Source organism: Candidatus Schekmanbacteria bacterium, assembly GCA_016219965.1.
Lineage (GTDB): Bacteria > Schekmanbacteria > GWA2-38-11 > GWA2-38-11 > J061 > JACRJM01.
Map to the genome: position 1 here is coordinate 635611 of JACRJM010000003.1, position 22291 is coordinate 657901.

The 22291-nt window shown below is 31.9% G+C and carries 28 protein-coding genes; all 28 read left to right on the plus strand.

Annotation, left to right across the window (positions count from 1 at the left end):
• Positions 1–5: 5 nt before the first annotated feature.
• Positions 6–275, plus strand: coding sequence for a flagellar biosynthesis protein FliQ (fliQ, locus tag HZA77_05115; protein MBI5374791.1), 270 nt, complete (start codon positions 6–8; stop codon positions 273–275).
• Positions 272–1048 (plus strand): flagellar biosynthetic protein FliR, encoded by a 777-nt coding sequence (fliR, locus tag HZA77_05120; protein ID MBI5374792.1) that lies wholly within the window; start codon positions 272–274, stop codon positions 1046–1048. Before fliQ ends, fliR begins: the two co-directional genes overlap by 4 nt.
• Before the next feature lie 14 nt (positions 1049–1062).
• Positions 1063–2139, plus strand: coding sequence for a flagellar biosynthesis protein FlhB (gene flhB / locus HZA77_05125; protein ID MBI5374793.1), 1077 nt, complete (start codon positions 1063–1065; stop codon positions 2137–2139).
• Between the two features lie 5 nt (positions 2140–2144).
• A complete protein-coding gene (flhA, locus tag HZA77_05130; GenBank protein ID MBI5374794.1) occupies positions 2145–4217 on the plus strand; it encodes a flagellar biosynthesis protein FlhA in 2073 nt (690 codons plus the stop codon).
• Positions 4214–5392, plus strand: coding sequence for a flagellar biosynthesis protein FlhF (flhF, locus tag HZA77_05135; protein ID MBI5374795.1), 1179 nt, complete (start codon positions 4214–4216; stop codon positions 5390–5392). Before flhA ends, flhF begins: the two co-directional genes overlap by 4 nt.
• Complete coding sequence (locus HZA77_05140; protein ID MBI5374796.1) at positions 5393–6322, plus strand: MinD/ParA family protein; 930 nt, start codon at positions 5393–5395, stop codon at positions 6320–6322.
• 193 nt (positions 6323–6515) lie between these two features.
• Positions 6516–7271 carry a FliA/WhiG family RNA polymerase sigma factor gene (locus HZA77_05145; GenBank protein ID MBI5374797.1) on the plus strand — a complete coding sequence of 252 codons (756 nt, stop codon included), beginning with the start codon at positions 6516–6518 and terminating at the stop codon, positions 7269–7271.
• Between the two features lie 93 nt (positions 7272–7364).
• Positions 7365–8258 (plus strand): HDOD domain-containing protein, encoded by an 894-nt coding sequence (locus tag HZA77_05150; GenBank protein ID MBI5374798.1) that lies wholly within the window; start codon positions 7365–7367, stop codon positions 8256–8258.
• Positions 8259–8275: 17 nt separating this feature from the next.
• Positions 8276–9037, plus strand: a complete 762-nt coding sequence (locus HZA77_05155) for a MotA/TolQ/ExbB proton channel family protein (GenBank protein MBI5374799.1) — start codon at positions 8276–8278, stop codon at positions 9035–9037.
• Between the two features lie 7 nt (positions 9038–9044).
• A complete protein-coding gene (locus tag HZA77_05160) occupies positions 9045–9809 on the plus strand; it encodes an OmpA family protein (protein ID MBI5374800.1) in 765 nt (254 codons plus the stop codon).
• A gap of 11 nt (positions 9810–9820) precedes the next feature.
• Positions 9821–10120, plus strand: coding sequence for a hypothetical protein (locus tag HZA77_05165; GenBank protein MBI5374801.1), 300 nt, complete (start codon positions 9821–9823; stop codon positions 10118–10120).
• Between the two features lie 12 nt (positions 10121–10132).
• Positions 10133–10390, plus strand: a complete 258-nt coding sequence (locus tag HZA77_05170; GenBank protein MBI5374802.1) for a hypothetical protein — start codon at positions 10133–10135, stop codon at positions 10388–10390.
• 10 nt (positions 10391–10400) lie between these two features.
• Positions 10401–11420: a hypothetical protein gene (locus HZA77_05175; GenBank protein ID MBI5374803.1), complete on the plus strand. Its 1020-nt coding sequence runs from the start codon at positions 10401–10403 to the stop codon at positions 11418–11420.
• Positions 11421–11438: 18 nt separating this feature from the next.
• On the plus strand, positions 11439–11729 hold the full coding sequence (locus HZA77_05180; protein ID MBI5374804.1) for an EscU/YscU/HrcU family type III secretion system export apparatus switch protein: 291 nt from the start codon (positions 11439–11441) through the stop codon (positions 11727–11729).
• 222 nt (positions 11730–11951) lie between these two features.
• Positions 11952–12722, plus strand: coding sequence for a flagellar hook-basal body protein (locus tag HZA77_05185; GenBank protein MBI5374805.1), 771 nt, complete (start codon positions 11952–11954; stop codon positions 12720–12722).
• A 29-nt stretch (positions 12723–12751) separates the two neighbouring features.
• A complete protein-coding gene (gene flgG / locus HZA77_05190) occupies positions 12752–13540 on the plus strand; it encodes a flagellar basal-body rod protein FlgG (GenBank protein ID MBI5374806.1) in 789 nt (262 codons plus the stop codon).
• A gap of 84 nt (positions 13541–13624) precedes the next feature.
• Positions 13625–14530 (plus strand): flagellar basal body P-ring formation protein FlgA, encoded by a 906-nt coding sequence (gene flgA, locus HZA77_05195; GenBank protein ID MBI5374807.1) that lies wholly within the window; start codon positions 13625–13627, stop codon positions 14528–14530.
• Between the two features lie 4 nt (positions 14531–14534).
• Positions 14535–15242: a flagellar basal body L-ring protein FlgH gene (locus tag HZA77_05200; GenBank protein MBI5374808.1), complete on the plus strand. Its 708-nt coding sequence runs from the start codon at positions 14535–14537 to the stop codon at positions 15240–15242.
• A gap of 11 nt (positions 15243–15253) precedes the next feature.
• Positions 15254–16363: a flagellar basal body P-ring protein FlgI gene (locus tag HZA77_05205; protein ID MBI5374809.1), complete on the plus strand. Its 1110-nt coding sequence runs from the start codon at positions 15254–15256 to the stop codon at positions 16361–16363.
• 8 nt (positions 16364–16371) lie between these two features.
• Entirely contained in the window at positions 16372–17157 is a 786-nt protein-coding gene (locus HZA77_05210; GenBank protein ID MBI5374810.1) for a peptidoglycan DD-metalloendopeptidase family protein, read from the plus strand.
• Between the two features lie 63 nt (positions 17158–17220).
• Complete coding sequence (locus HZA77_05215; protein MBI5374811.1) at positions 17221–17523, plus strand: flagellar biosynthesis anti-sigma factor FlgM; 303 nt, start codon at positions 17221–17223, stop codon at positions 17521–17523.
• Positions 17524–17547: 24 nt separating this feature from the next.
• A complete protein-coding gene (flgN, locus tag HZA77_05220; GenBank protein MBI5374812.1) occupies positions 17548–18051 on the plus strand; it encodes a flagellar export chaperone FlgN in 504 nt (167 codons plus the stop codon).
• Positions 18052–18058: 7 nt separating this feature from the next.
• Complete coding sequence (flgK, locus tag HZA77_05225; GenBank protein ID MBI5374813.1) at positions 18059–19741, plus strand: flagellar hook-associated protein FlgK; 1683 nt, start codon at positions 18059–18061, stop codon at positions 19739–19741.
• 10 nt (positions 19742–19751) lie between these two features.
• Positions 19752–20633 carry a flagellar hook-associated protein FlgL gene (gene flgL / locus HZA77_05230; protein MBI5374814.1) on the plus strand — a complete coding sequence of 294 codons (882 nt, stop codon included), beginning with the start codon at positions 19752–19754 and terminating at the stop codon, positions 20631–20633.
• 37 nt (positions 20634–20670) lie between these two features.
• The gene (csrA, locus tag HZA77_05235; GenBank protein MBI5374815.1) at positions 20671–20907 is read left to right on the plus strand and encodes a carbon storage regulator CsrA; all 237 of its coding nucleotides are present in this window, start codon (positions 20671–20673) and stop codon (positions 20905–20907) included.
• Positions 20908–20929: 22 nt separating this feature from the next.
• A complete protein-coding gene (locus tag HZA77_05240; GenBank protein ID MBI5374816.1) occupies positions 20930–21361 on the plus strand; it encodes a flagellar assembly protein FliW in 432 nt (143 codons plus the stop codon).
• Positions 21362–21387: 26 nt separating this feature from the next.
• Positions 21388–22008 carry a PilZ domain-containing protein gene (locus HZA77_05245; GenBank protein ID MBI5374817.1) on the plus strand — a complete coding sequence of 207 codons (621 nt, stop codon included), beginning with the start codon at positions 21388–21390 and terminating at the stop codon, positions 22006–22008.
• A 173-nt stretch (positions 22009–22181) separates the two neighbouring features.
• On the plus strand, positions 22182–22291 hold a 110-nt coding region (locus HZA77_05250), incomplete at its 3' end, for a flagellin FliC (protein MBI5374818.1).

Consider the following 22291-nt stretch of genomic DNA (forward strand, 5'->3'; position numbering starts at 1 on the left):
ATAGTATGAGCCCTGATTTTGTAATAAATATTTCAGTCCAATCACTGAAAACTGCTTTTCTAATTTCTGCACCAATGCTGAGCTTTGGGCTTGTTGCAGGTCTTTTAATAAGCATTTTTCAGGCAGTTACACAGATTAATGAAATGACTCTGTCAATAATACCAAAAATAATCGCAGTTGCTGTTGCCTTGGTTATTTTTGGACCATGGATGATAAGGCATATGATGGAATTTACGACCAATATTTTTGTCAATATACCAAATTACATAAAATGAAGCCATTCAATATAGAAGTCGTTCAAATAGAAATATTCATGCTGATTTTTTTCAGGATATTTGCGCTCTTATATGTAACTCCAATAATGGGTGACAAGAGAGTACCAATAATACTGAGAATTGGATTTTCTGTGATACTTTCATTTGTCGTATTTCCTGTGACCAATGGCTATAACGTTGTATTGAATGATGTGATGAACTTTTTGTTTGCCGCTGGTAGGGAGATAATTATAGGAATGGCATTGGGCTTTTTAGTTAAACTCCTTTTTTCAGCTATTGACTTTGCTGCTGAGATTTCTGGATTCCAAATGGGATTCGGAATGGTAAGTGTGTTAGATCCTAATTTTGACGACCAGGTTTCAATAATTACACAGTTTGAAAGTATTGTTGCAACTCTAATTTTTCTTTCAATAAATGCTCATCATTTCATAATAGAATCTATATGCAGAAGCTTCAAAGTAGTCCCTCTTGGCCGTATGATATTATCCGGGAAAATTACTGACTATTTTATCATGACGAGTACAGAAATATTTAGCATATCTCTTAAAATTAGTGCCCCTATAATTGTTACCCTTCTTCTTACTAATATAATCTTGGGAATACTTGTCAGAACTGTTCCGCAAATTAACATGTTCATGATAAGTTTCCCGGTGACCATAGGGCTAGGTTTGATAGTGCTCGGGTTTTCACTCCCTTTCATGGCTGGAGTTTTTAAAAACATTTTTTTTACAATAGATTTTAGAATGCTTAAGCTTTTAAAGCTTTTTATATGATTAAGGATTAAAGAATGGCAGATCAGGAAAAAGATCAGAGGACTGAACCCGCAACACCTAGAAAGCGTGAAGAAGCACGCAAAAAAGGCAACGTTGCGCACAGCAGGGAAGTAAATACAGTGTTTATTCTTCTAAGTGGTCTTTCAGTTTTTTATTTTTTAGGAAGGGAGATGATAATAAAAATTCAAAATCTCCTTTATTTTCTCCTTAAGTCAGCTGGACAAAGGGAGATGTTACCTCAAGACTTGTATTCATATATGGTTATGCTTATTGGTCAGTTAGCAATTATTTTAATTCCGCTATTTGCAGTTATTTTAATAAGTGGTGTAGTATCGCAGCTTATACAAGTCGGACTTCTTTTTACCTTTGACCCAATTAAGCCACAACTATCCAAGATAAATCCAATGTCCGGATTTAAACGTTTATTATCCAAAAAATCGCTAGAAATGCTCGCAAAATCGATATTGAAAATTTTAGGACTTTCCTTATGTGCTTATTTTGCAGTGAAAAATGAATTTGCCAATATCTCAAGCATGGTAAATTTCAGTGCGGCTGAGCTGCTAAATTATTTTGGCAATATTTCTTTTAGACTTTTTAAGTATACACTTGGGTTTTTTAGCATAATAGCAGCAGCAGACTATCTTTTTACAAAACGAGAATATGATAATGAACTGAAAATGACAAAAGAAGAAGTGAAAGAAGAGTATCGTCAACGAGAAGGTGACCCACAGGTTAAAAGCAGGGTTAGGTCAATCCAAAGAGAATTAGCAAGAAGAAGGATGATGGAGGAAGTTCCGAAGGCTGATGTCGTTATTACAAACCCTACAAGATTAGCCATTGCTCTTTTATATGACCCAGTGAAAATAGGAGCACCGCAAGTAGTTGCAAAAGGCCAAGGTTACATTGCAGAAAGAATCAGAGAAATAGCAAAGAAAAATTCCGTTCCTATAGTTGAAAACAAACCACTTGCAAGAACACTTTTTAAACTTGTTGATGTTGGTATGGCAGTCCCACCTAATCTATATAAAGCTGTGGCTGAGATTTTAGCGTACATTTATAAAATTAATGGAAAACTAAAACATATTAAATAATGGCTATGAAAGTTGAAAATCAAGTTGGCTTAGTTGCATCACTCAGGAAAACTGATGCGTTAATGGGAATAGGAGTCATTATGGTGCTAGCCATAATGATAATGCCTCTTCCTTCATTTATTCTGGACCTGATGCTAGCTCTTAATGTAACAACCTCTCTGGTTTTAATACTTATTTCTATGTATGTCCTGAAACCATTAGAGTTTTCGATGTTTCCAACAATTTTACTTTTAACTACATTATATAGGTTGTCTTTAAATGTAGCTTCTACAAGGTTGATATTGCTTCATGGAAGCGAGGGAGTTGCAGCTGCAGGTCAAGTTATAAAATCATTTGGAATGTTTTTAGTAGGAGGGAATTATTTTGTGGGAATGGTCATATTCCTTATTCTCTCTGTAATAAATTTTGTTGTTATAACTAAAGGAGCTGGAAGAATAGCAGAGGTTGCAGCAAGATTCACATTAGATTCTATGCCTGGAAAGCAGATGAGCATTGATGCTGACATGAATGCAGGCCTTATTTCTGAAAAAGAAGCGATTCAGCGTAGGAAGGAAGTAACAAAGGAAGCAGATTTTTACGGTGCAATGGATGGTGCAAGTAAATTTGTGAGAGGAGAGGCAGTTGCAGGCCTTGTAATATTAGCAATAAATATTGTTGGAGGATTTCTTATTGGAATTTTTCAAAATAATATGAATTTATTGGATGCCGCAAAAACTTATACACTGTTAACAATTGGAGATGGCTTGGTCTCTCAAATACCGGCACTCATAGTATCTACTGCCGCAGGTATTGTCGTAACGAGAGCTGCATCCGAAGAAAACCTTGGAGAAGATTTCAGCAGACAGATTTTATCCTACCCAAAAGCTGTTGGTATTGCTGGTGCAATTATGTTTGTTTTCGGGCTTGTCCCAGGGCTGCCTCATATACCTTTTTTTATAATAGGTATAGCAGGTGGAGCGTTAGCTTATTTTAGTTCATTAAAAATTCAGGAAGAAAAGGAAATCGAGGATAAAAAACCGGCTAAAACTTCATTTGAAGAAACCTTTGAATCAATTTTTACCCCTGATATCTTGGGATTGGAAGTTGGATATGGGTTGATACCTTTTATAGATGGAACACAAAATGGCGAGCTTTTAACAAGAATCAAATCTATTAGAAAACAGATAGCTGTTGAACTTGGAATACTGATTCCACCGATTCACGTCAGAGATAACCTCAATTTTAAGCCTGGAGAATATTCTATACAATTGAAGGGAATAGAAATAAGCAAAGGTGACATGATGTTAGGCCATTACCTCGCTTTATCAGGTAGCGAATCTAGCAAGTCGCTAGAAGGTATACCAACAAAAGATCCTGCTTTTTCTCTTCCTGCATTGTGGATACCTGAGAGTGAAAAAGAAAGGGCTCCACTGCTTGGTTACACGGTAGTTGACATCCCTTCTGTAATAGCAACCCATTTGACAGAGATTATTAAAAATTATAGTAGCGAGTTCTTAGGCAGACAAGAGGTGCAGTCATTGCTTGATGGTGTTACAAAAACCCATCCAAAGCTGGTTGAAGAATTAATTCCCAATAATCTTACACTTGGAGGAGTACAAAAGGTTTTACAGAACCTTCTTAAAGAGCAAATCCCAGTTAAAGATTTAATAACTATATTAGAAACACTTGCAGATTATTCTCCACTTACAAAAGACACGGATGTATTGACTGAATATGTGCGTCAGAGTCTTTCAAGATACATATCTCATAGTTTTAAAAATAACGATGGAGAGATAACTGTAGCAATGCTTGATAGCAGTATTGAAGAGGTAATCGGAAACTCAATTCAGCACACACCTCAGGGATCTTATCTGGCTCTTGATCCCAACTTTACTCAAAAATTTCTTACTAAGCTGTCAACAGTTGTGCACAGATTTGCTTCCTTAAATTATCAACCAGTAATTCTGTCCTCCCCCTTGATAAGATTTCACTTAAAAAAGATGACAGATAAGTTTATCCCTAATCTTGCAATTCTTTCTCACAATGAACTTACTTCAGACATCAAAATTAAAACTCTGGAGGTGGTTAGTCTATCATGATGTTTAAAACTTATGAAGCTGGCAATTTTGAAGAAGCTCTGAAGATGGTTAAGAAAGAAATGGGGCCGGAAGCGATCATAGTTTCATCAAGGACAAAGAAGACTAATATCTTCAAAGGGAGCTTTTCTTCTAAGGTAGAAATAGTAGCAGCATACGATGATGGTATCTATCCCAGCATAAATAATAGCAAGGAACCTGCCAAATGTTATTCTGATCGTATAACAGCAGACGAAGAAGCAAATAACTCTGGGGAAGGTATATATAGTGAATTAAATGATAGAAGCAGAAAAAATATTCAAGATAAATTATATAAAGATTTTACAGAAACCCTATTCGACCCCGGCCAAAAAAGCCTTTCTCGCATTAATGATTACAAGATGCGTTTTATGGAGATTGGTATCAATAAGAGAGTTATAGAATCATTTATAAACGAAAAAGATGTAGCTAATACTGTTTACAGTAATATTTCTGGAAAATCTTATAGCAAACTTCTTAGAGAAAGAATGAACAATGTAGTAAAAATAGCACCCCTTATTGGTTTAGAACAAAAAGAGAAAAAAATCATTGCGCTCGTTGGTCCTACTGGTGTTGGAAAAACTACTACTGCTGCTAAAATTGCAGCCAGAATGTTTCTTCTAAAACAAAAAACTGTAGGACTTATAAGTGCGGATTTTTATAGGGTTGGCGCTACTAAACAGCTTCAAATATATGCGGATATTATGGATATCCCAATGATAACTGCTGTTAACCGGAACGAACTGATTAATGCGATAACATATTTTAATTCTAAAGACATAATTCTTATTGATACGGCAGGCCAAAGCCAAAAAAATACTTCTAGAATGAAGGATATTAAAGAAATATTTAGTGGACTTAACAATGTCGAAATCTGGCTGCTGATTTCTGCCAATATCAAAACTGAAGATTCAATTGAAGTTTTTAACGAATTTTCAAATTTAGGAATTAATGGGCTTATATATACTAAGCTTGATGAGAGTAGTTATTATGAGAATCTTTTTAATTTGTCAGGCATTTCTAATCTTCCTGTTGTCTATTACACTACTGGTCAAGAAGTTCCGCAAGACATTGAAGAAGCTTCAAGCAGCATAATAGTGGATTCAGTTTTATCTAAGTATTCTAACAAGTTGCTAAACGTTAAAAATCTGGAGATATAAATGGACCAAGCTTCATCTCTAAGGAAAATTGTTAGTCTGTCAAATCAAAGTCCTAATTATGAGAAACTTCGATACGTAAAATCCGGGCAACATAATAAAAATGTTAGAATATTCTCTGTAACTAGTGGGAAGGGTGGAGTTGGTAAGACAAATATAGTTACTAATCTTGCCTATTCTTTTTCCTTATTAGGCAAAAAAGTAATGATACTTGATGCTGATTTAGGATTAGGAAATGTTGATGTTCTGCTTGGTTTAAATCCAAAATATAATTTGTTGCATGTTTTTATGGGTCTAAAATCCTTAGAAGAAATTATAGTAAAAGGGCCTGGTGGGATACTTATACTTCCTGCTGCTTCAGGAGTTGAAGAACTTACAAATATTACTGAAAACCAAAAGCTCCATTTGCTTTCTGAATTTGAGCGTCTTGATGTTGATATTGATTTACTGCTTATAGATACAAGTGCTGGCATCTCATCAAATGTAATGTATTTTAATACGGCTTCTCAGCATATAATGATAATTTCTACTCCTGAACCAACGTCAATTACTGATGCATATGCCCTTATAAAAGTGCTTTCCCTAAAATATGCTGAAAAAAAGTTTAACCTACTTGTTAATTGCGCTACTTCTCAAAACGAAGCAAAGGCAGTTTATGAGACAATTAGTAAAGCTACAGAAGAGTTTTTACATGTCTCTATAAATTATCTTGGCTTTATCCCAAGGGATTTGAATGTTTCAAATGCTGTAAAAAAACAAAAACTAATTACTGAATTTACTCCAGGTTCTGATGCAAGCATATCACTTAAATGTCTTGCACAAAAAATGGATGACATTTCTGAGATGTGTTTACCGAAGGGTAACATTCAAATTTTTTGGAATAGGATTGTTGACGGATTATTGACAAATAATAATCCTCAAAAAAGGATTTAGAATAGGGAGCATATTGTTTGGATAAAATTCCATGTATAGCATCTTTAACTATGCTAGTCGCAATAATAGTTATTGGGTTTGTAAATAGTTGGGCAACTGAGACTATAATTATAAGATCAGTAATATGTATGATCGTAATTAGTTTAGTGTCAAAATTATTAATTAGACTAATTATTTCTCTGGAGCGAGTTAGATGAGTAAAAATAATGCATATTTGAACCTACAAAGTGAATATGAAGCTGAAGAAAAAGATGGAATTATTAAAGAGTACTCTCCAATTATAAAAAATATAGCTCAAAGAATGGCCAGTAGGTTTGCACCATATGTTACAATTGATGATATGATTAGTGTAGGTGTTATCGGGCTTATTGACGCGATAAGCAAGTTTGACAAGAATAAGGGCGTAAAGTTTAGAACATATGCTGAGTATCGGATCAGAGGCTCAATGTTGGATGAACTCAGGGGGGTAGATTGGGTTCCGAGATCAACTAGAGATAAAATAAAAGAAATGGAAACAGTTGTAGTGAGACTGGAACAGAAATATTCTTGTGTTCCATCAGAAGAAGAAATAGCAAGAGAGATGAATATTTCACTGGATGAGCTACATGAAATACTATTTAAATCTACAAAATGTTCACTTTTGAGTTTGAACGAAATAGAAGAATATAACTCTTCAAGCGATAAAAAATTTTTTCCTAAGGCAAATGCAGACAAAGAAGATGATGTTGTTTCAAGAATAAACTTGGAATGGTTGAAATCTATTTTAGCTTCTTCTATTCAAAATCTTACAGAAAAAGAAAAACTAGTCATTTCGCTTTATTATTATGATGAAATAACAATGAAAGAAATCGGAGAAATTTTAGGATTGACGGAATCAAGAGTTTCTCAGATTCATTCTAAAGCTCTTTTTATTTTACAAACTAAAATAAGAAAAAAAATGAAAACTTAAAATCGAGATTATTGTTTCTTAACATAAATCCGAAAACAAATTCGTTTCACTATTGAACTTAATAATGAAGATAGTAGTAAGGAGATCAAAGTAATGGAACCTACGGAAGTAAAAAAACAACTATTAGACAATCTGGATAGCGGAGATGATTTACCATATTTTTCTTTAACAGTTAAAAAACTTCTTGAATTAACTGAAAACCCTGAGACATCTCTTTCAGAAATTGTAAGCTCAATGGATTCTTCTATTGCTGCAAAAACTTTAAAAATGGCAAATTCTGTTTATTTTGGAGGAAGCAATTTTAGAAACATTAGATCTCTTGAACATGCAATTATGGTAATAGGGTTTGATAGTCTTAGAGAACTTGCCTTTAATGCATCATTCGTTTCAATGTTCCAAAAAGAAGATGATGATATTAAAGCAAACATCCATTCGTGCCTTGAACACTGTTTTCAGGTTGCCATTGCAGCGAAATTACTTGCTTCACTTTTTAATTATGAAAAGAAAGCACAATGCTATGTTGCAGGATTGCTGCATGATATTGGTAAACTTGCTATTGAAAAATATTTTAGAAGTGAAGCACAAAAGATTACAACACTTACTGAAAATAAACAAAATAACTCTATAGAAGCTGAGATAAAAGTGCTTGGAATTGACCATATGGAAATAGGTTCTATTATTGCTGAAAAATGGAATTTACCGGCTACTATGGTTGAAGCGATAGGATGTCATTCAAAACCTTATATAGCTACGATTGATAAAAAATTTAGTTCAATTATTTATCTTGCAGATGAATTGTGTAAGAAAACTGCAGGAGTTTTTGATTTTCGATTATTAAATTCATTAATAGATAGCGAAATTAAACAGTTTTTTCCACACAAAGACAAGCTACAAGATGACTATTTGCAGGATCAATTCGCAGCAAAATTTACTCAAGAAGTGGAAAATGTATCTTTCATAATTGGTTCACTTTTAAAAAATAATTAATAGGTGGAAAAAGCGAAATGGACTTCGCTGTACTTGTCGGACTATTTATTGGTTTTGGCTCAATCATTACTTCAGTCTTTTTAGAACATGGGAGAATAACTGCCTATGTAAATTTGGCTGCTCTGGTTATTATTTTAGGGGGAACCTTATCAGCCACTACAATAAGTACCTCAATTAAAGATATTTTAAATTTACCTAAATTACTTAAAGTACTTTTTTCAAATAAAATAAATAAGTACAAAGATATTATTGATGAGATGACTAAAATAGCTCTATCAATAAGAAAAGATGGTTATTTGAGTGTTGATGATAAAGTTAAAGAAATAAATGATCCTATCTTTAAAAAAGGATTACAGCTAATTGCTGATGGAGTTGATTCATCTGATATTTCTGAAATAATTAACTCAGAAATAAATGCTATGGAAAAGCGACATAAAAAAGGTATTGAAATATTTAGCATGATGGGTGGATATGCGCCAACTATGGGAATAATTGGGACAGTTTTAGGATTAGTTAATATGCTTATGTCTTTTGGAACAAGCGAGGGTGAAAGTCTTGGAAAATCAGTAGCAGTTGCATTCATTGCAACACTATATGGTATTTTTTTTGCCAATTTAATTTTTTTGCCTATAAGTTCTAATCTTAAGGCAAAAAGTACTCAGGAAATAATTGGGAAAGAATTAATTCTGGAAGGGCTTCTTGCAGTTCATGCTGGATTAAGTCCAAAAATGGTTGAGGAAAAAATGAAATCTTTTCTTGGTACAGTAAAAATAAAGTAAATAAATAATGAGATCGAACAGAAATAAAAGACTAATACATGTTGACGAAAAAAGCTCTTTCCATGATAGTTCAAATGGATTGAGATGGTTACTTACTTATGCTGACCTGATAACGCTATTACTTATTTTTTTTATTATTATGTATTCGATTTCAACTACTAATGCTAATCGTTTTATAAAGTTTGTAAAAGTAGTTAAAAATGGGTTTTCTGTTTTTCCACAATCAGATGAATCAATTTACTATATGAAAGATTTTACAAATAGAACCCCTTCTGAAGGTGATGATATTGCAAATTATCTTACTGAAGAGATTAATTTCATGAAACTTAAAGAGAACCTAACAAAAAATCTTAAGAAAGAAATGCAATCTGGTGAAATAACGCTGACAAATGAGAGCCGTGGACTCAATCTTAAGATAACAGATTTGATTTTATTTAATTTAGGTCAATCCGAGCTGACCGAGCCCGCAAAAAAAGTTCTATCCAAAATAGCGGAATCTATAGGAAAAGTTTCAAATAAAATTATAGTTGAAGGTCACACTGATAATATCCCAATTCATTCAGACTTATTCCCTTCGAATTGGGAATTGTCAACATCAAGAGCGACGAATGTAGTTAGATATTTCATTGAGAGTTGCCACATTACCCCTAACAGGTTTTCAGCAAGTGGTTATGCGCAATATAAGCCAATTGTAGATAATAGTACAACTTTAGGAAATCAAAAAAATAGAAGGGTTGAAATTATTATTTTACCATCATCCGATAGTGCATGAGGAAATTAATAATGGACGGACCTATAGAAGTAAAAAATATTCTTAATAATCTGATGCATGCGGAGAAATTACAGGCATTGGGAAAAGTTCAAGAAACTAGTGAGCGAAAAAAATTTAACGAGAGATTAAATAAAAAAATAAAGAAAAATAAACAAAATGAAAATAAGGAACAGCGAACTCAAAACGAAGTCAGTTTGTTAAAATCTGATAATGTCGAATACGAGAACAAAGAAACTAATAATGGTTTCGAAGAAGAAAAAGATAAAAACGCTGAAGGAAAAGAATTTAAAAAAATTGATGTTTTTATATAAAGGAGAATAATTTTGGGAACAATAATGTATGTCCAAATTGCAATTGATTCTTTTCTTTTAATTGTACTGATTTTCCTTTTTTCAAAATATTATTTTACAATGAAAAAATTTGAAATCAAAAATAATATACAAAATGAGTCTAATAATAAAGATAACTATATTAAGGTAAAAAACTTAATAGATAATAAAGTTGCAGCAGATGATATTGCTTCTTCTCTTAAGATTCCAATTGCAGAAGTTAAGCTGATAAAAAATCTAAAATCATTTTAAAATATAACCCTTGAATATAAAATCTTTATATTCCATTTCAAGAGAAACTCATGTTAATCGTGTAACAGATGTTGTTCCAGTCAAAGGGGATATTATTCCTGCTGGAATATCCGAGGGGAAAATAGAGCAGATCATTTCTCCAACCAAAGTTATAGTTTCTCTAAATGGCAAAAAATTTCCAGCTTCTATTGATGTTGATGTCGTTGAAGGCGAAACAATTCTTTTTAAAGCAATAAAAAATCAAGAACAAACTTATTTGAAGATATTAGATTCTAATTATACAAAAAACCTAAATCAAGTAACTGATATTCGAAATTCTATAAAAGAAAATTTTGTGGAAATTTTTAATTTTTTAAAAGAACCAGAATTTAATTTTTTATTTAATAAACTGTTACTAGAAAAGAATCAAATTCCTAATATCAAAACAACTATAGAAGAAGAATTTAGAGAACAGCTTATTTTCTTTATGAAAAAATATTTAAAAGATCAAGGAAGCCTCATAGAATCAATTTTTGATAGTATTTTTTCACTATCTTCAGTAAAAAATTACAAAACTAGCTCAAAAAATAATGAAAAAATACAAAAACTATTATCTTATTTCTTTTCAATTAAGCTTCACAATCAACTTTCCAATAGAGCTGATCAACCTTTTCTTAGTTGGTACTTTCCTTTTTATACTGATAGAGGTCGCAATGATATTTTTATAAATATTTTTGCGAAAAAATTTATTAAAAATAAAAAAAATAAAGGAGGATTTAATGCTCAGGTTGGATTCAAATTATCAAATAATAGATTTATTTCATTTCTTATAAATCTTAATGGCAAAAATATTTCATGCTATATTTATTCATCAGATAAAAAATTTTTAAATTTATTAGAAAATAATAAAAAGCTTTTAACTAGAAAAATTAATTCATTAGGCTTTTTTTCAGAAATATTATGTTTTAATTCTCAGGGAGAAAGTGCTCTTTTTTTTAAAGATAATATATTTATTAAGTCTGATAAATTTTCAATAAATGAATCTATATGATTTTCTTTTAACAACATTATGTCTACTCAAAAGAAAGCAGTTGCGCTAAATTATAACCCTGAAAAATCTTCAGTCCCTAAAGTTTCAGCTAAAGGAATAGGGGTTCTAGCTGATAGATTAATTAAAATAGCTATAGAACACAAAGTTCCAATAAAAGAGGACCCTGTTCTCGTAGAAATTCTTACAAAATTAGACATAGGTGAGAATATCCCAGACGAGTTGTTTAAGATAGTTGCAGAAATATTAGCGTTTATTTATTTGGAAAATGGAAAATTTGAAGATTTCATAAATACTCCAAGCCGAAAATAAAGAAATTCAATCTTTATAATTGTCAAACTTTCCTTCTGCTATTTTCATCCTATTCAATAGGAAAAAAATTCCTATTCTTCCGGTAATTAAAAAAAAACAAATTTATATTAATAAATTTCCGTTTGTAACACACTGAAAAATAAAAGATAATATTTTGCATATGAGTTAGCTCAATGATGGCACGTTATTTGCATTTCCATATAGCAAATCTTTGGAGGTGTTATGGATAGTGGAGTTTTAATGGCATTATCGGCATCAAAAAAAGCTGAACTCAAGCTGGATATAATTGTCGATAATTTAGCTAATATTAGCACAATAGGGTATAAAAATAATAAAAAAACATTCGGACAAATAATAGACGAATATATAGTAAAAAATAATATAAATGGTACTTCTGTAAGTCCGGATCTATCAAATCAAATAACAACATCTAATAACTCACAATTTAATTTAGAAAAACCTTCTACAGATTTTACATCAGGAAAACTTATTTATACAGCAAACCCTTTTGATGTTGCTATCGCAGAGGGTGGATTTTTTAAAATTCAAACTCCAGAAGGTATAAGATATACGAGGAATGGGCATTTTTCTATGGATGAAATGGGTAGATTAGTAACGAATGATGGAAGCCTAGTTTTAGGAGATTCTGGAGAGATTGAAATAAAGGGTAAGGATTTAGGAATAGCAGAGGATGGAACAATAAAAATTAATGGAGCTAGTGTTGGAAAGATTTCAGTGGTTAATTTTAAAAATTTAGCAGAACTGGAAAGAGCGGGGAATAAATTTTATTTACCATCAGGGAAGGAAGATAATGAATTACAACTTGATAATCCTAAACTTAGTCAGGGATATCTTGAGCTTTCAAATGTCAATGTAGTTGAGGAGATGGTAAAAATGATGGGCGATATAAGAGCGAATGAATCTTATCAGAAAGTTATTCAAAACTTTGATTCTATTGATTTAAAAGCAGCCAATGAAATAGGTAAATTCTGAACAATATGATAATTGGGAGGTAAATAATAATGATAAGAGCTTTATGGACAGCAGCATCTGGAATGGAAGCTCAGCAATTAAATATAGATGTTATTGCTAACAATCTTGCTAATGTTAATACAGTGGGTTTTAAGCGTAGCAGAGCTGATTTTCAAGATCTTCTTTATCAAACTTTAAAGTTGCCTGGGACGTCATCATCGGCTACTAGTGAAGTACCAACTGGTGAGCAGATAGGATTAGGCGTAAAACCAGTAGCTATTCAGAAACTTTTTCTTCAGGGAGATTACCAGCAGACTCAAAATGATCTTGACGTTGCTATTGAAGGCGATGGTTTTTTCCAAGTTTTACAACCAAATGGTGAAATCGCTTATACAAGAGCTGGTTCTTTTAAAAAAGATAGTGAAGGGAAAATAGTCACCTCTGATGGGTATGCTGTAGAGCCAGCAGTAACCATACCAACAGATGCAACATCTATAACTATTGGAAGTGATGGAACTGTCTCAGTTGTACAGGCTGGGTCAACTGCGTCAAATATAGTAGGAAAAATTGAATTGGCAAAATTTGCTAACTCTGGAGGGTTAAATAGTATAGGTAGAAGTTTGTTCTTGCCAACTACTTCTTCAGGGGATGCAGTAACCGGTACACCTGGTGAAACTGGTTATGGTACTCTATCTCAGGGATATTTGGAGATGTCTAATGTTAATGTAGTTGATGAAATGGTTAACATGATAGTTGCTCAAAGAGCATATGAAACTAACTCGAAAGCTATTCAAGCAGCTGATGATATGTTGTCACAGGCTAATAATATTAGAAGATAATAAATTATGAAATTACATTTTAAAAAAAATATGAGTTTTTTGTTTTTTAGTATTTTAATTTTTTCCCAAAATACTGAGGCTGCCTTGACTGAAAAGATTTTATCTATTGAGGTTAATAAAAGCTCAATAGTTACTAATAATTTAATTTTATTAAAGGATATTGCAAAAATAAATGGTGATGACAATAATATTGTAAATAATGTTGAAAAAATTTTCATTGGATATTCACCTCTTGTTGGCAAGATAAAAATTATAAATCCCAACGAATTATTAATAAAGCTAGCCCAGCAGGGTATTACCTCTTTTAATACGGATGTTTCTTTACCTCAAAATATAGCCGTGACTAGAGGATCCCAGCTTTTAAAAAAAGAAGAGATTGTTGATGATTTTAAACTATTTTTTCAAAATAATTTGGGGAGAGAAAGTATTTATCAATTGAAGGATTTAAAAGGCGCAAAAGATATTTTATTGCCTGAAGGTAAATTAGATAAACATTTTGAGTTAATAAAAGGATTTAATTCTGAAAATACAATCCCTGTGTTTTTAACAATAAATGTAAATGATACAAAAGTTGCTTCACTTCAATTAACAGCTGACGTTTCTTTCCTAGAAGAAACTATAGTTGCAACAAGGAGTATAGGCAGGGATGAGATTATAAATGACTCAGATCTATATATTGAAAAGAGAGAGATGAAAACTCATGAAAAAAATATTTTTAGAAATATTATGGATGTAGTTGGCCTGAAAGCAAATCGTGTCATTAGCAAAGGAGAAACTATTAAATCTGATATGGTTATAAAAGTACCACTTGTCAAAAAGGGTGACAGGGTCTTGATAAGTGCAACTAGTCCTGAGCTAAAAATATGTACGGTGGGTGAAATATTAGATCAAGGGAATTTGGGAGAATTGGTTAGAGTAATTAATGTTGATACACATAAAGTCATAAGGGGTAAAGTAATTAACAATAAATCTATACAGGTTGAGTTCTAATTGAATGAGACACATTACTAATTTTATATATATTCTTATAGCGTTAATTGTCACTTCCTGCGCGAGTGGTCCTGATTCTATTCCTCTTCATGCAGCACAATTAAACTTAGATGAAACTAAACTCGCAGAATTAAATAAAGATTACTATAGAGAAGGGTCACTATGGCCTCAGAATGACAATGGTTTCAATCTTTTTTCAGATAATAAAGCTGGTAAGGTAGGAGACATTATAACTATTCTTGTGAATGAGAATGCTGAAGCTACCAAAAATGCGACTACAAAGCTTAATAAAGATTCTAGTCTTGACAGCTCAGCATCAGCACTTTTTGGTTTTGAAAAAGCTATTCAATTAAGAAATCCTAATTTTAATCCTGAAGCGCTAATGAGCACAAAACATAAAGATCAATTTGATGGAAGCGGAACAACAACAAGATCAGGGGATTTAAAAACTACGATTTCAGCAAGGGTTATTAAAGTATTTTCCAATGGAAACTTTTTAATTTCAGGAAGTCGCGAGATTACTTTGAATGAGGAAGAACAGATTATAATGCTAACAGGAATTATACGGCCTGAAGATATTTCTCAAGACAATACCGTCGATTCCAGTAAAATTGCGGATGCAAAAATGACTTATACTGGGAAGGGTGTAATTGCTGAAAAACAACATCCTGGATGGATGTTACGAATTTTGGCCTGGATATGGCCTTTTTAGAGAGAACTTATATGAAGTTACGGGTTAATATACTATTTGTTCTGACAATAATAATTTTTGGGATTCCATTTTTATCAAACGCAGTAAAAATAAAAGATTTAACATATATTGAGGGTCAGCGGGGAAATAAGCTTATTGGTTATGGAATGATTGTGGGATTAAATGGAACAGGAGACAAACAGGGGACTAAATTTACTATTCAATCTCTGGCAAGCATGCTTAAAAGAAGTGGGATTTTGGTTTCACCTGATGAAATAAAAGTAAAAAATGTTGCAGCTGTAATAGTCACAGCTGAATTGCCTCCATTTCCAAGAGGTGGTGTTAAAATTGATGTATTAGTATCTTCAATTGGTGATGCAACAAGTCTTCAGGGTGGGACTCTTTTGTTAACACCTTTAAAGGGAGCTGACGGGAATATTTATGCTGTAGCCCAAGGAGCTATTTCTATTGGTGGGTTCTCAGCTTCAGGAAAGGGAGGGGATCAAGTTCAAAAAAACCATTTAAATGCTGGCAAAATACCAGAGGGTGCAACTATTGAACGAGAGATACCTAATGATTTTATAAACAAGGATAATATAACATTATCAACAAGAAATTCTGATTTCACTACTGCTTTAAGAATAGCTGACTCAATAAATAAATATTTGGGGGAGCAGAATGCAGTTCCCCTCGACGGAGTCAATGTAAAAGTTAATATCCCACAAAACTATAAAGGGGATATGGTAAGGTTTGTGTCTCTTCTTGAAAACTTAGATATTGAGCCAGATAGTGTTGCTAAAGTAATTATTGATGAACGAACCGGTACAATTATTATGGGAGAGAATGTTAAAATATCTTCAGTAGCAATTTCACATGGTAATCTTACTATAGAAGTTAAGACGCAGCACAATATATCCCAACCGGCTCCTTTTTCTAAGAAGGGAGAAACTGTTGTAGTCCCTGAAACAGAAACATCAATTTCAGAAGAAAAAGGGAATCTTATTTTTCTAGAAGGTGGCGTAAGTATAAAAGAACTTGTCAGAGCCTTAAATTCTATTGGTGTTTCAACCAGAGACCTAATTGTTATTTTTCAAGGAATAAAGGCAGCTGGGGCATTACATGCAGAGTTAGAAATCATTTAAAATAAATTATGACTAAAATTAACGATAACTTAATAGGGGCATCTAATAGAAAGCTTTCAGATGATCTATTAACATTGCATAAAGAAAGACTTAGTTCTTCTTCTGCACAAGATCTCAATATAACTAACCAAGAAGATGCTGCAAAAGCCTTTGAGTCATTTTTTGTCTTTTATTTGCTTCAGACAATGAGAAAGTCCACCGCAGAATCAGGACTTTTAGGTAAAGGTTTTGGAAATGATTTTTTTACACAGCTTTTTGATGAACAGATATCAAATAAACTTTCTGAAACTAAAGGGATAGGAATTGCTAAATTATTAGATCAACAAATAAGTAAAAAAGATAACATTAGTAATTCTGAAACACTAAATTTAAAATCTAACAAAGTTGAAAGTGAAGAAGTTAGTTTAAAAAAAGTTCTTCCTGGTTCGGTACTATCTTCAGGATATGGGTTAAGAAATGATCCAATTACTGGTAAAGAACGGTTTCACAATGGAATTGATTTAGCATGTAGCGAAGGAAAAACAATTCAACCCTTAATGCCAGGTAAAGTAATCTTTAGTGGATGGAAAGGAAATTATGGGAATCTCGTAATTGTTAAGCATGAAGGAGGTGTTGAAACATATTACGGTCATAATATGCAAAATTTGGTTAAGGAAGGGGATGTTGTAACTTCATTGACTTCTATTGCTTTATCCGGGAAAACCGGACGAACGACAGGACCACATTTGCACTTTGAAGTAAGAGTTAATGATATACCTCAAAATCCTAATAAATACGTAAAAAATTATGAATAATTATTTAATTAACCCTCTATTACTCCGAGATAAATATGACAATCTATATTTATGGGGAGAAAAATGAAAATAGACAGTAAATCTCAAACAACAAACTTATTAGTTGGGATCAATAAAGATTTAAAAAAGACACCGAAAAATGAAACTTATAAAAACGATGGAGAAGTCAAAATTGCCGTATCTGAAACAGGTTCAAAAATTTCACAATATGTTGATATAGTAAAAAAAGCTGACACAACTGATTCTCAAAAACTATCTGAATTAAAAAGGCAAATTGAAACTGGGACTTATAGTATTAAGTATAATGAAATTGCAGAAAAAATGATTGAATCCTCTTTGCAGGAATTATCAATAGAAAAAAAATAAAGCTATGATTGGGTTATTGTAACTATGATTAAAATGGAAAGTTTTTCTAATTTAGCAACAGTTTTGGAAGAGCTGGTTATTGAATATGGAGAATTATTAGTGTCCCTAGAAAAACTTTCTGGATCTCTTTGTAGCTCTAGTACAAATGTTTTTATGGAATCACAAAAACGAGTTGAAACTATTGTCCTTAAAATAAAGTTATTAGAAGAACTAAGATTGAAACATGTAAGGACTATTTGTTTATCGTTAGAAATTGAAGAAGATACGCTAAGTTTACAGACCTTAAGCCAAATGGTTCCTGTTTTAAGCAGAAGATTTCTTTCTATCCGTGAAAGATTAAATGAAGTAGTTAGTAAATTGAGTGAATCTATTAAGCATATTAGTAAAATATTAGAAAGTTCAATAATTACAATAGAGAATACACTCAATTTTATAAAATCACTTTGTACTGTTAATCCTATTTATAAAAAATCCGGGAAAATAGAAACAGGCGAAAGATCAATGTCATTTATTACTCAAAAAATATAATTAACTTATGTCCGGAATACTTTCACTTTTAGATATTGGGAAAAAATCACTTTCAGCTCAAAATGCTGCTATGAATATTGCAGGCAATAATATTGCCAATGTCAATACTGCAGGATATTCTCGTCAAGAGGCTGTTTTTAATACTAGTGCATCTGTTGAAAATGATTCTGGATACTTTGGTACTGGAGTTGAATTAAGTAGTGTAAAAAGAATAACCGACAACTTCCTGTCCAATCAAATTACTTTGGAAAATTCAAATTTAGGGAAACTATCTCAACAAAAAAATGCATTAGAAAATATAGAATCTGTATTAAGTTATTCCAGTGACAGTGGAATTAATTCAGCAGTTCAAGATTTTTTTAATTCTTTTCAGGACTTAGCTAATGACCCATCAAGTTCATCGGCTAGGACTATGGTTGTTTCCAAAGGGAATTACTTAGCTGATACTTTCAATAATACAGCATCTGAAATAAAAGATTTAGAGACAAATATAGATGTAACTGCAGCTAGTACTGCTAAAGAAATTAATAGTTTAACGCAAAGAATAGCTAAACTAAATGGAGATATTTCGGCTTTAGAATCAGGGTCAAAAAATATTAATGCTAATGATTTGAGAGATCAGAGAGATGAACTCTTAAAAGAGCTTTCTTCAAAAATTGATATAACATATTTTGAAAATAAAGATGGACAATTATCCGTTATTTTTGGAGGGGGTAAATCCTTAGTTGATGGAGTTAATTCTTGGTCTATTGAAACAGTTTCAGACTCTTCAAATGAAAATTCTCTTAAAGTATTATATGTGTCTGATGGAGGAAAAGAGTTAGATATTACCAATAAAATATCTGGTGGAGAAATTGGGGGCTTGTTAGAAATTAGAAACAACACCATAAAAAATTATAGATCAAATATTGATAAGTTAGCTTTATCTATTTCCAATGAAGTTAATAAGATTCATCAAGAAGGTGTTGGTTTAGATGGAAGCAGCGGGAATATTTTTTTTGATCTAAATACGCCTTCAGGCTATTTAACTGCTGGGAGCAAAGGTAATGCTTCAATTACATCAGTGGATATTATTTCTTCTTCCTCTCCCCTTGTATATGATAACTATCAATTGATTTTTACATCCTCTACGTCTTTTGATATTTATGATTCAGATAGCAAACAGTATGTTTCCACCAATAATTCTTATACGTCGGGTAACAATATAGATTTTAACGGAATAAGTGTTGTAATTGAAGACCAAGGTGGAACTCCAGTGGCCGGAGATAATTTTGTTATATCTACAAGTAAAGACGCCGCTGCCGATATGCATGTTACTGATACAATAACTGGAAATACTAATAAAATAGCTGCAGGAGTCAGTTCAAGTTCAGGAGATAATGAAAATGCACTAAAAATAGCTGAGTTACAATTTACAGGGATATTGAACTCAGGACAAAGTAATTTTGGGGAATACTATCAGAATTTTTTATCTCAGGTAGGCAATGATGTTCAGATGGTAGATGAAGGATATAAAAGTCAGCAATCTTTTATAGATGTTCTTGTGAGCCGAAAAGAATCAATATCAGGTGTGTCACTCGACGAAGAAATGAGTAATCTAATTAAGTATCAGTATGGATATGAGGCTTCTGCAAAATTAATTTCAACTGTAAATGATTTGCTTGATACGGTTATTAATTTAGTTAAATAGAGGATGCAAAATGAGAGTTACACAAAAAATGGTTATGGACGATTTGGTTAAGAGTTTGTCTCATATTAATAGTAGAATTGCATCTCTTGAAGAAAAGGCATCGAGTGGAAAGCGAATTAACAAGCCATCAGATGATCCCGCTGCCTATTATAAGACGTTAGATATTAATTCAGCGAAAAATTCAATTACTCAATTTGAAACTAATTTATCTTCAGGGAAAGATTGGCTAAGCTCAACAGATTCAGCTTTAGGTTCAGTGTATGATATGCTTGTTAGAGCAAAAGAGATTACATTGGCCAATTCTAATGATACTGTAAGTGCAAATGAAAGAAAGAATGCGGCTCAGGAAGTTTCAGGAATATTTGAACAGGTAGTTCAAACTGGAAACACTCAAGTAGGTTCGAGTTTTATTTTTGGTGGCACAGAAATTCTTTCTGAGCCATTTGACTCGGACGGCGAATATAATGGCAACCAGGCGAATATTGAAATTGAGATTGATAAAAACAAGCGTATGGTAATTAATTGTAATGGTAAGGATGTTTTTAAGAAAGACGGTGGAGAAGATATTTTTAATATATTAAATGATTTAAAAACAGGTCTTGAGAATAATGATAAAGTAACGATCCAGGCACAGATTGATAAACTAGATTCTGCTATGGATCAGATATCCGATTATAGGGCAAATGTAGGAGCAAAAATTAATCACATTGATAATACATCTGTATGGTTTCAAGATTCTAAATCACGACTTGATGTACTTTTATCCGATAATCAGGATGCTGATATGACAGAAGTTATTACTGATCTTGCTCGCGAACAAACTGCACTACAGGCTACCCTTTCTTCAGCTGCTAAAGTTATATCATATAGCTTGGTAGATTTTTTGAAATAGTTTTCATAATTGTAGTTAAAACCAGGGATGGTTAACAGTGCTTATTATAACTCGTAAAGTTGGAGAAATAATTTCAATCGGTGATAGCATAGAAGTTAAGATTCTCGATATTAAGGGACGTCAAGTGAGGATTGGGATAGGCGCCCCAAATAATGTGCAAATATATAGAAAGGAAATTTATTTAAAAATACTTGAGGAAAATAAAAAAGCTGCAAATATTTTACCTGAGCATTTACATGAGATAAACTTAATCTGGGATAATAAAAAAGACTAAAATTATTAATTGAGATAATATTATGATATTTGAAAGTAAGAATTTTGGAACATTGAATATTGAAGACAAAAATATTGTTTTGTTTGTTGATGGCTTAATAGGTTTTTGCGAACTTAAAAAATTTATTATATTAACACCGCAAGAAGATACTCCTTTTCGTTGGCTTCAATCATTGGATAATCCTGAAATTGTTTTTGCAATTATAAACCCCTTATTATTTTTTCCTGACTATAAAATAAAAATAACTAAAGCAGATATAGATCTTATTGAAGCCAAAACTCTTGAGGATATTCAGATATACGCTATAGTAACAATTCCTGATAATTTTTCTAAATTGACAGCAAATCTACTTGGTCCAATTATAATTAATGCCAATAAATGTAAAGCTAAACAAATAGTTGTTGATAATTCTTCATATAGTACAAAACATCTTTTGCTTTCAGATTGCAGATAATTTATTAATTATAAATTTTATTTAATATGTCTGAACAAATAAAAAAATATATATATAATGCTAATTTAGAACAAAATTCTAAATCTGATAACAGAAAATTTTTTAGAATAAATACTATTTTAAAAATTAAATATCTATTAATAGATAATAACTATGAATCTTTGTCATTTGTCAGAAACAATAAGTTATTTGAAAAAAATTGTGATTTTCCAATAACCTCGTTAGAAGAAAATGAGAAATATGGAGCTAAAGTTGACATTTTAAGTATCCTTGTCAAATTGGATAGTAAATTAAATTTTATTATAAATGCATTAAATCTTAAAGGTTCAGAAAATATTCTTCCAGGTAATCCTACAGAAGTTACTATAAGTGGTTCCGGTTTATCTTTTTGTAGTTACGATAATTTTAAAAAAAACGATATATTGAAAATTGATATTGAGTTACCGATATTCCCATTTAGTCTTATTACGGTTACTGGTAAGGTAGTTAATACTATTAGACAAAGCGATGGAAAAAATAAGATTTCAATTAGGTATATAAATCTCCCAGATTTTATAGCTGACAAAATAATTCAATATACCCTTTCATGTCAAAGAGAAATGATCAGATCTTTTTCTGATACTAAAAGTAATAGAAAAAAAAAATAGTTTAAAGAGTATAAAATCGCATCCGACAAATAAATTGGTTAAAAACGGGAAGGAGGTGAAATCAGGTCTTTGTTGGATTGGTTTTTGAAGGATTATATTAATTGGGCGATTAAAGTATGGAAGCTTTAATCCCAGCTATTAACAAATAGCGAAACTTTCAAGGAGGAATTAGCATGGCATTACGTATTAACACGAACATAGAATCAATCAATGCACAACGCAACCTTACTACATCTACCTCAGCATTAAACAAATCTCTTGAAAAATTGTCATCTGGTTTGAG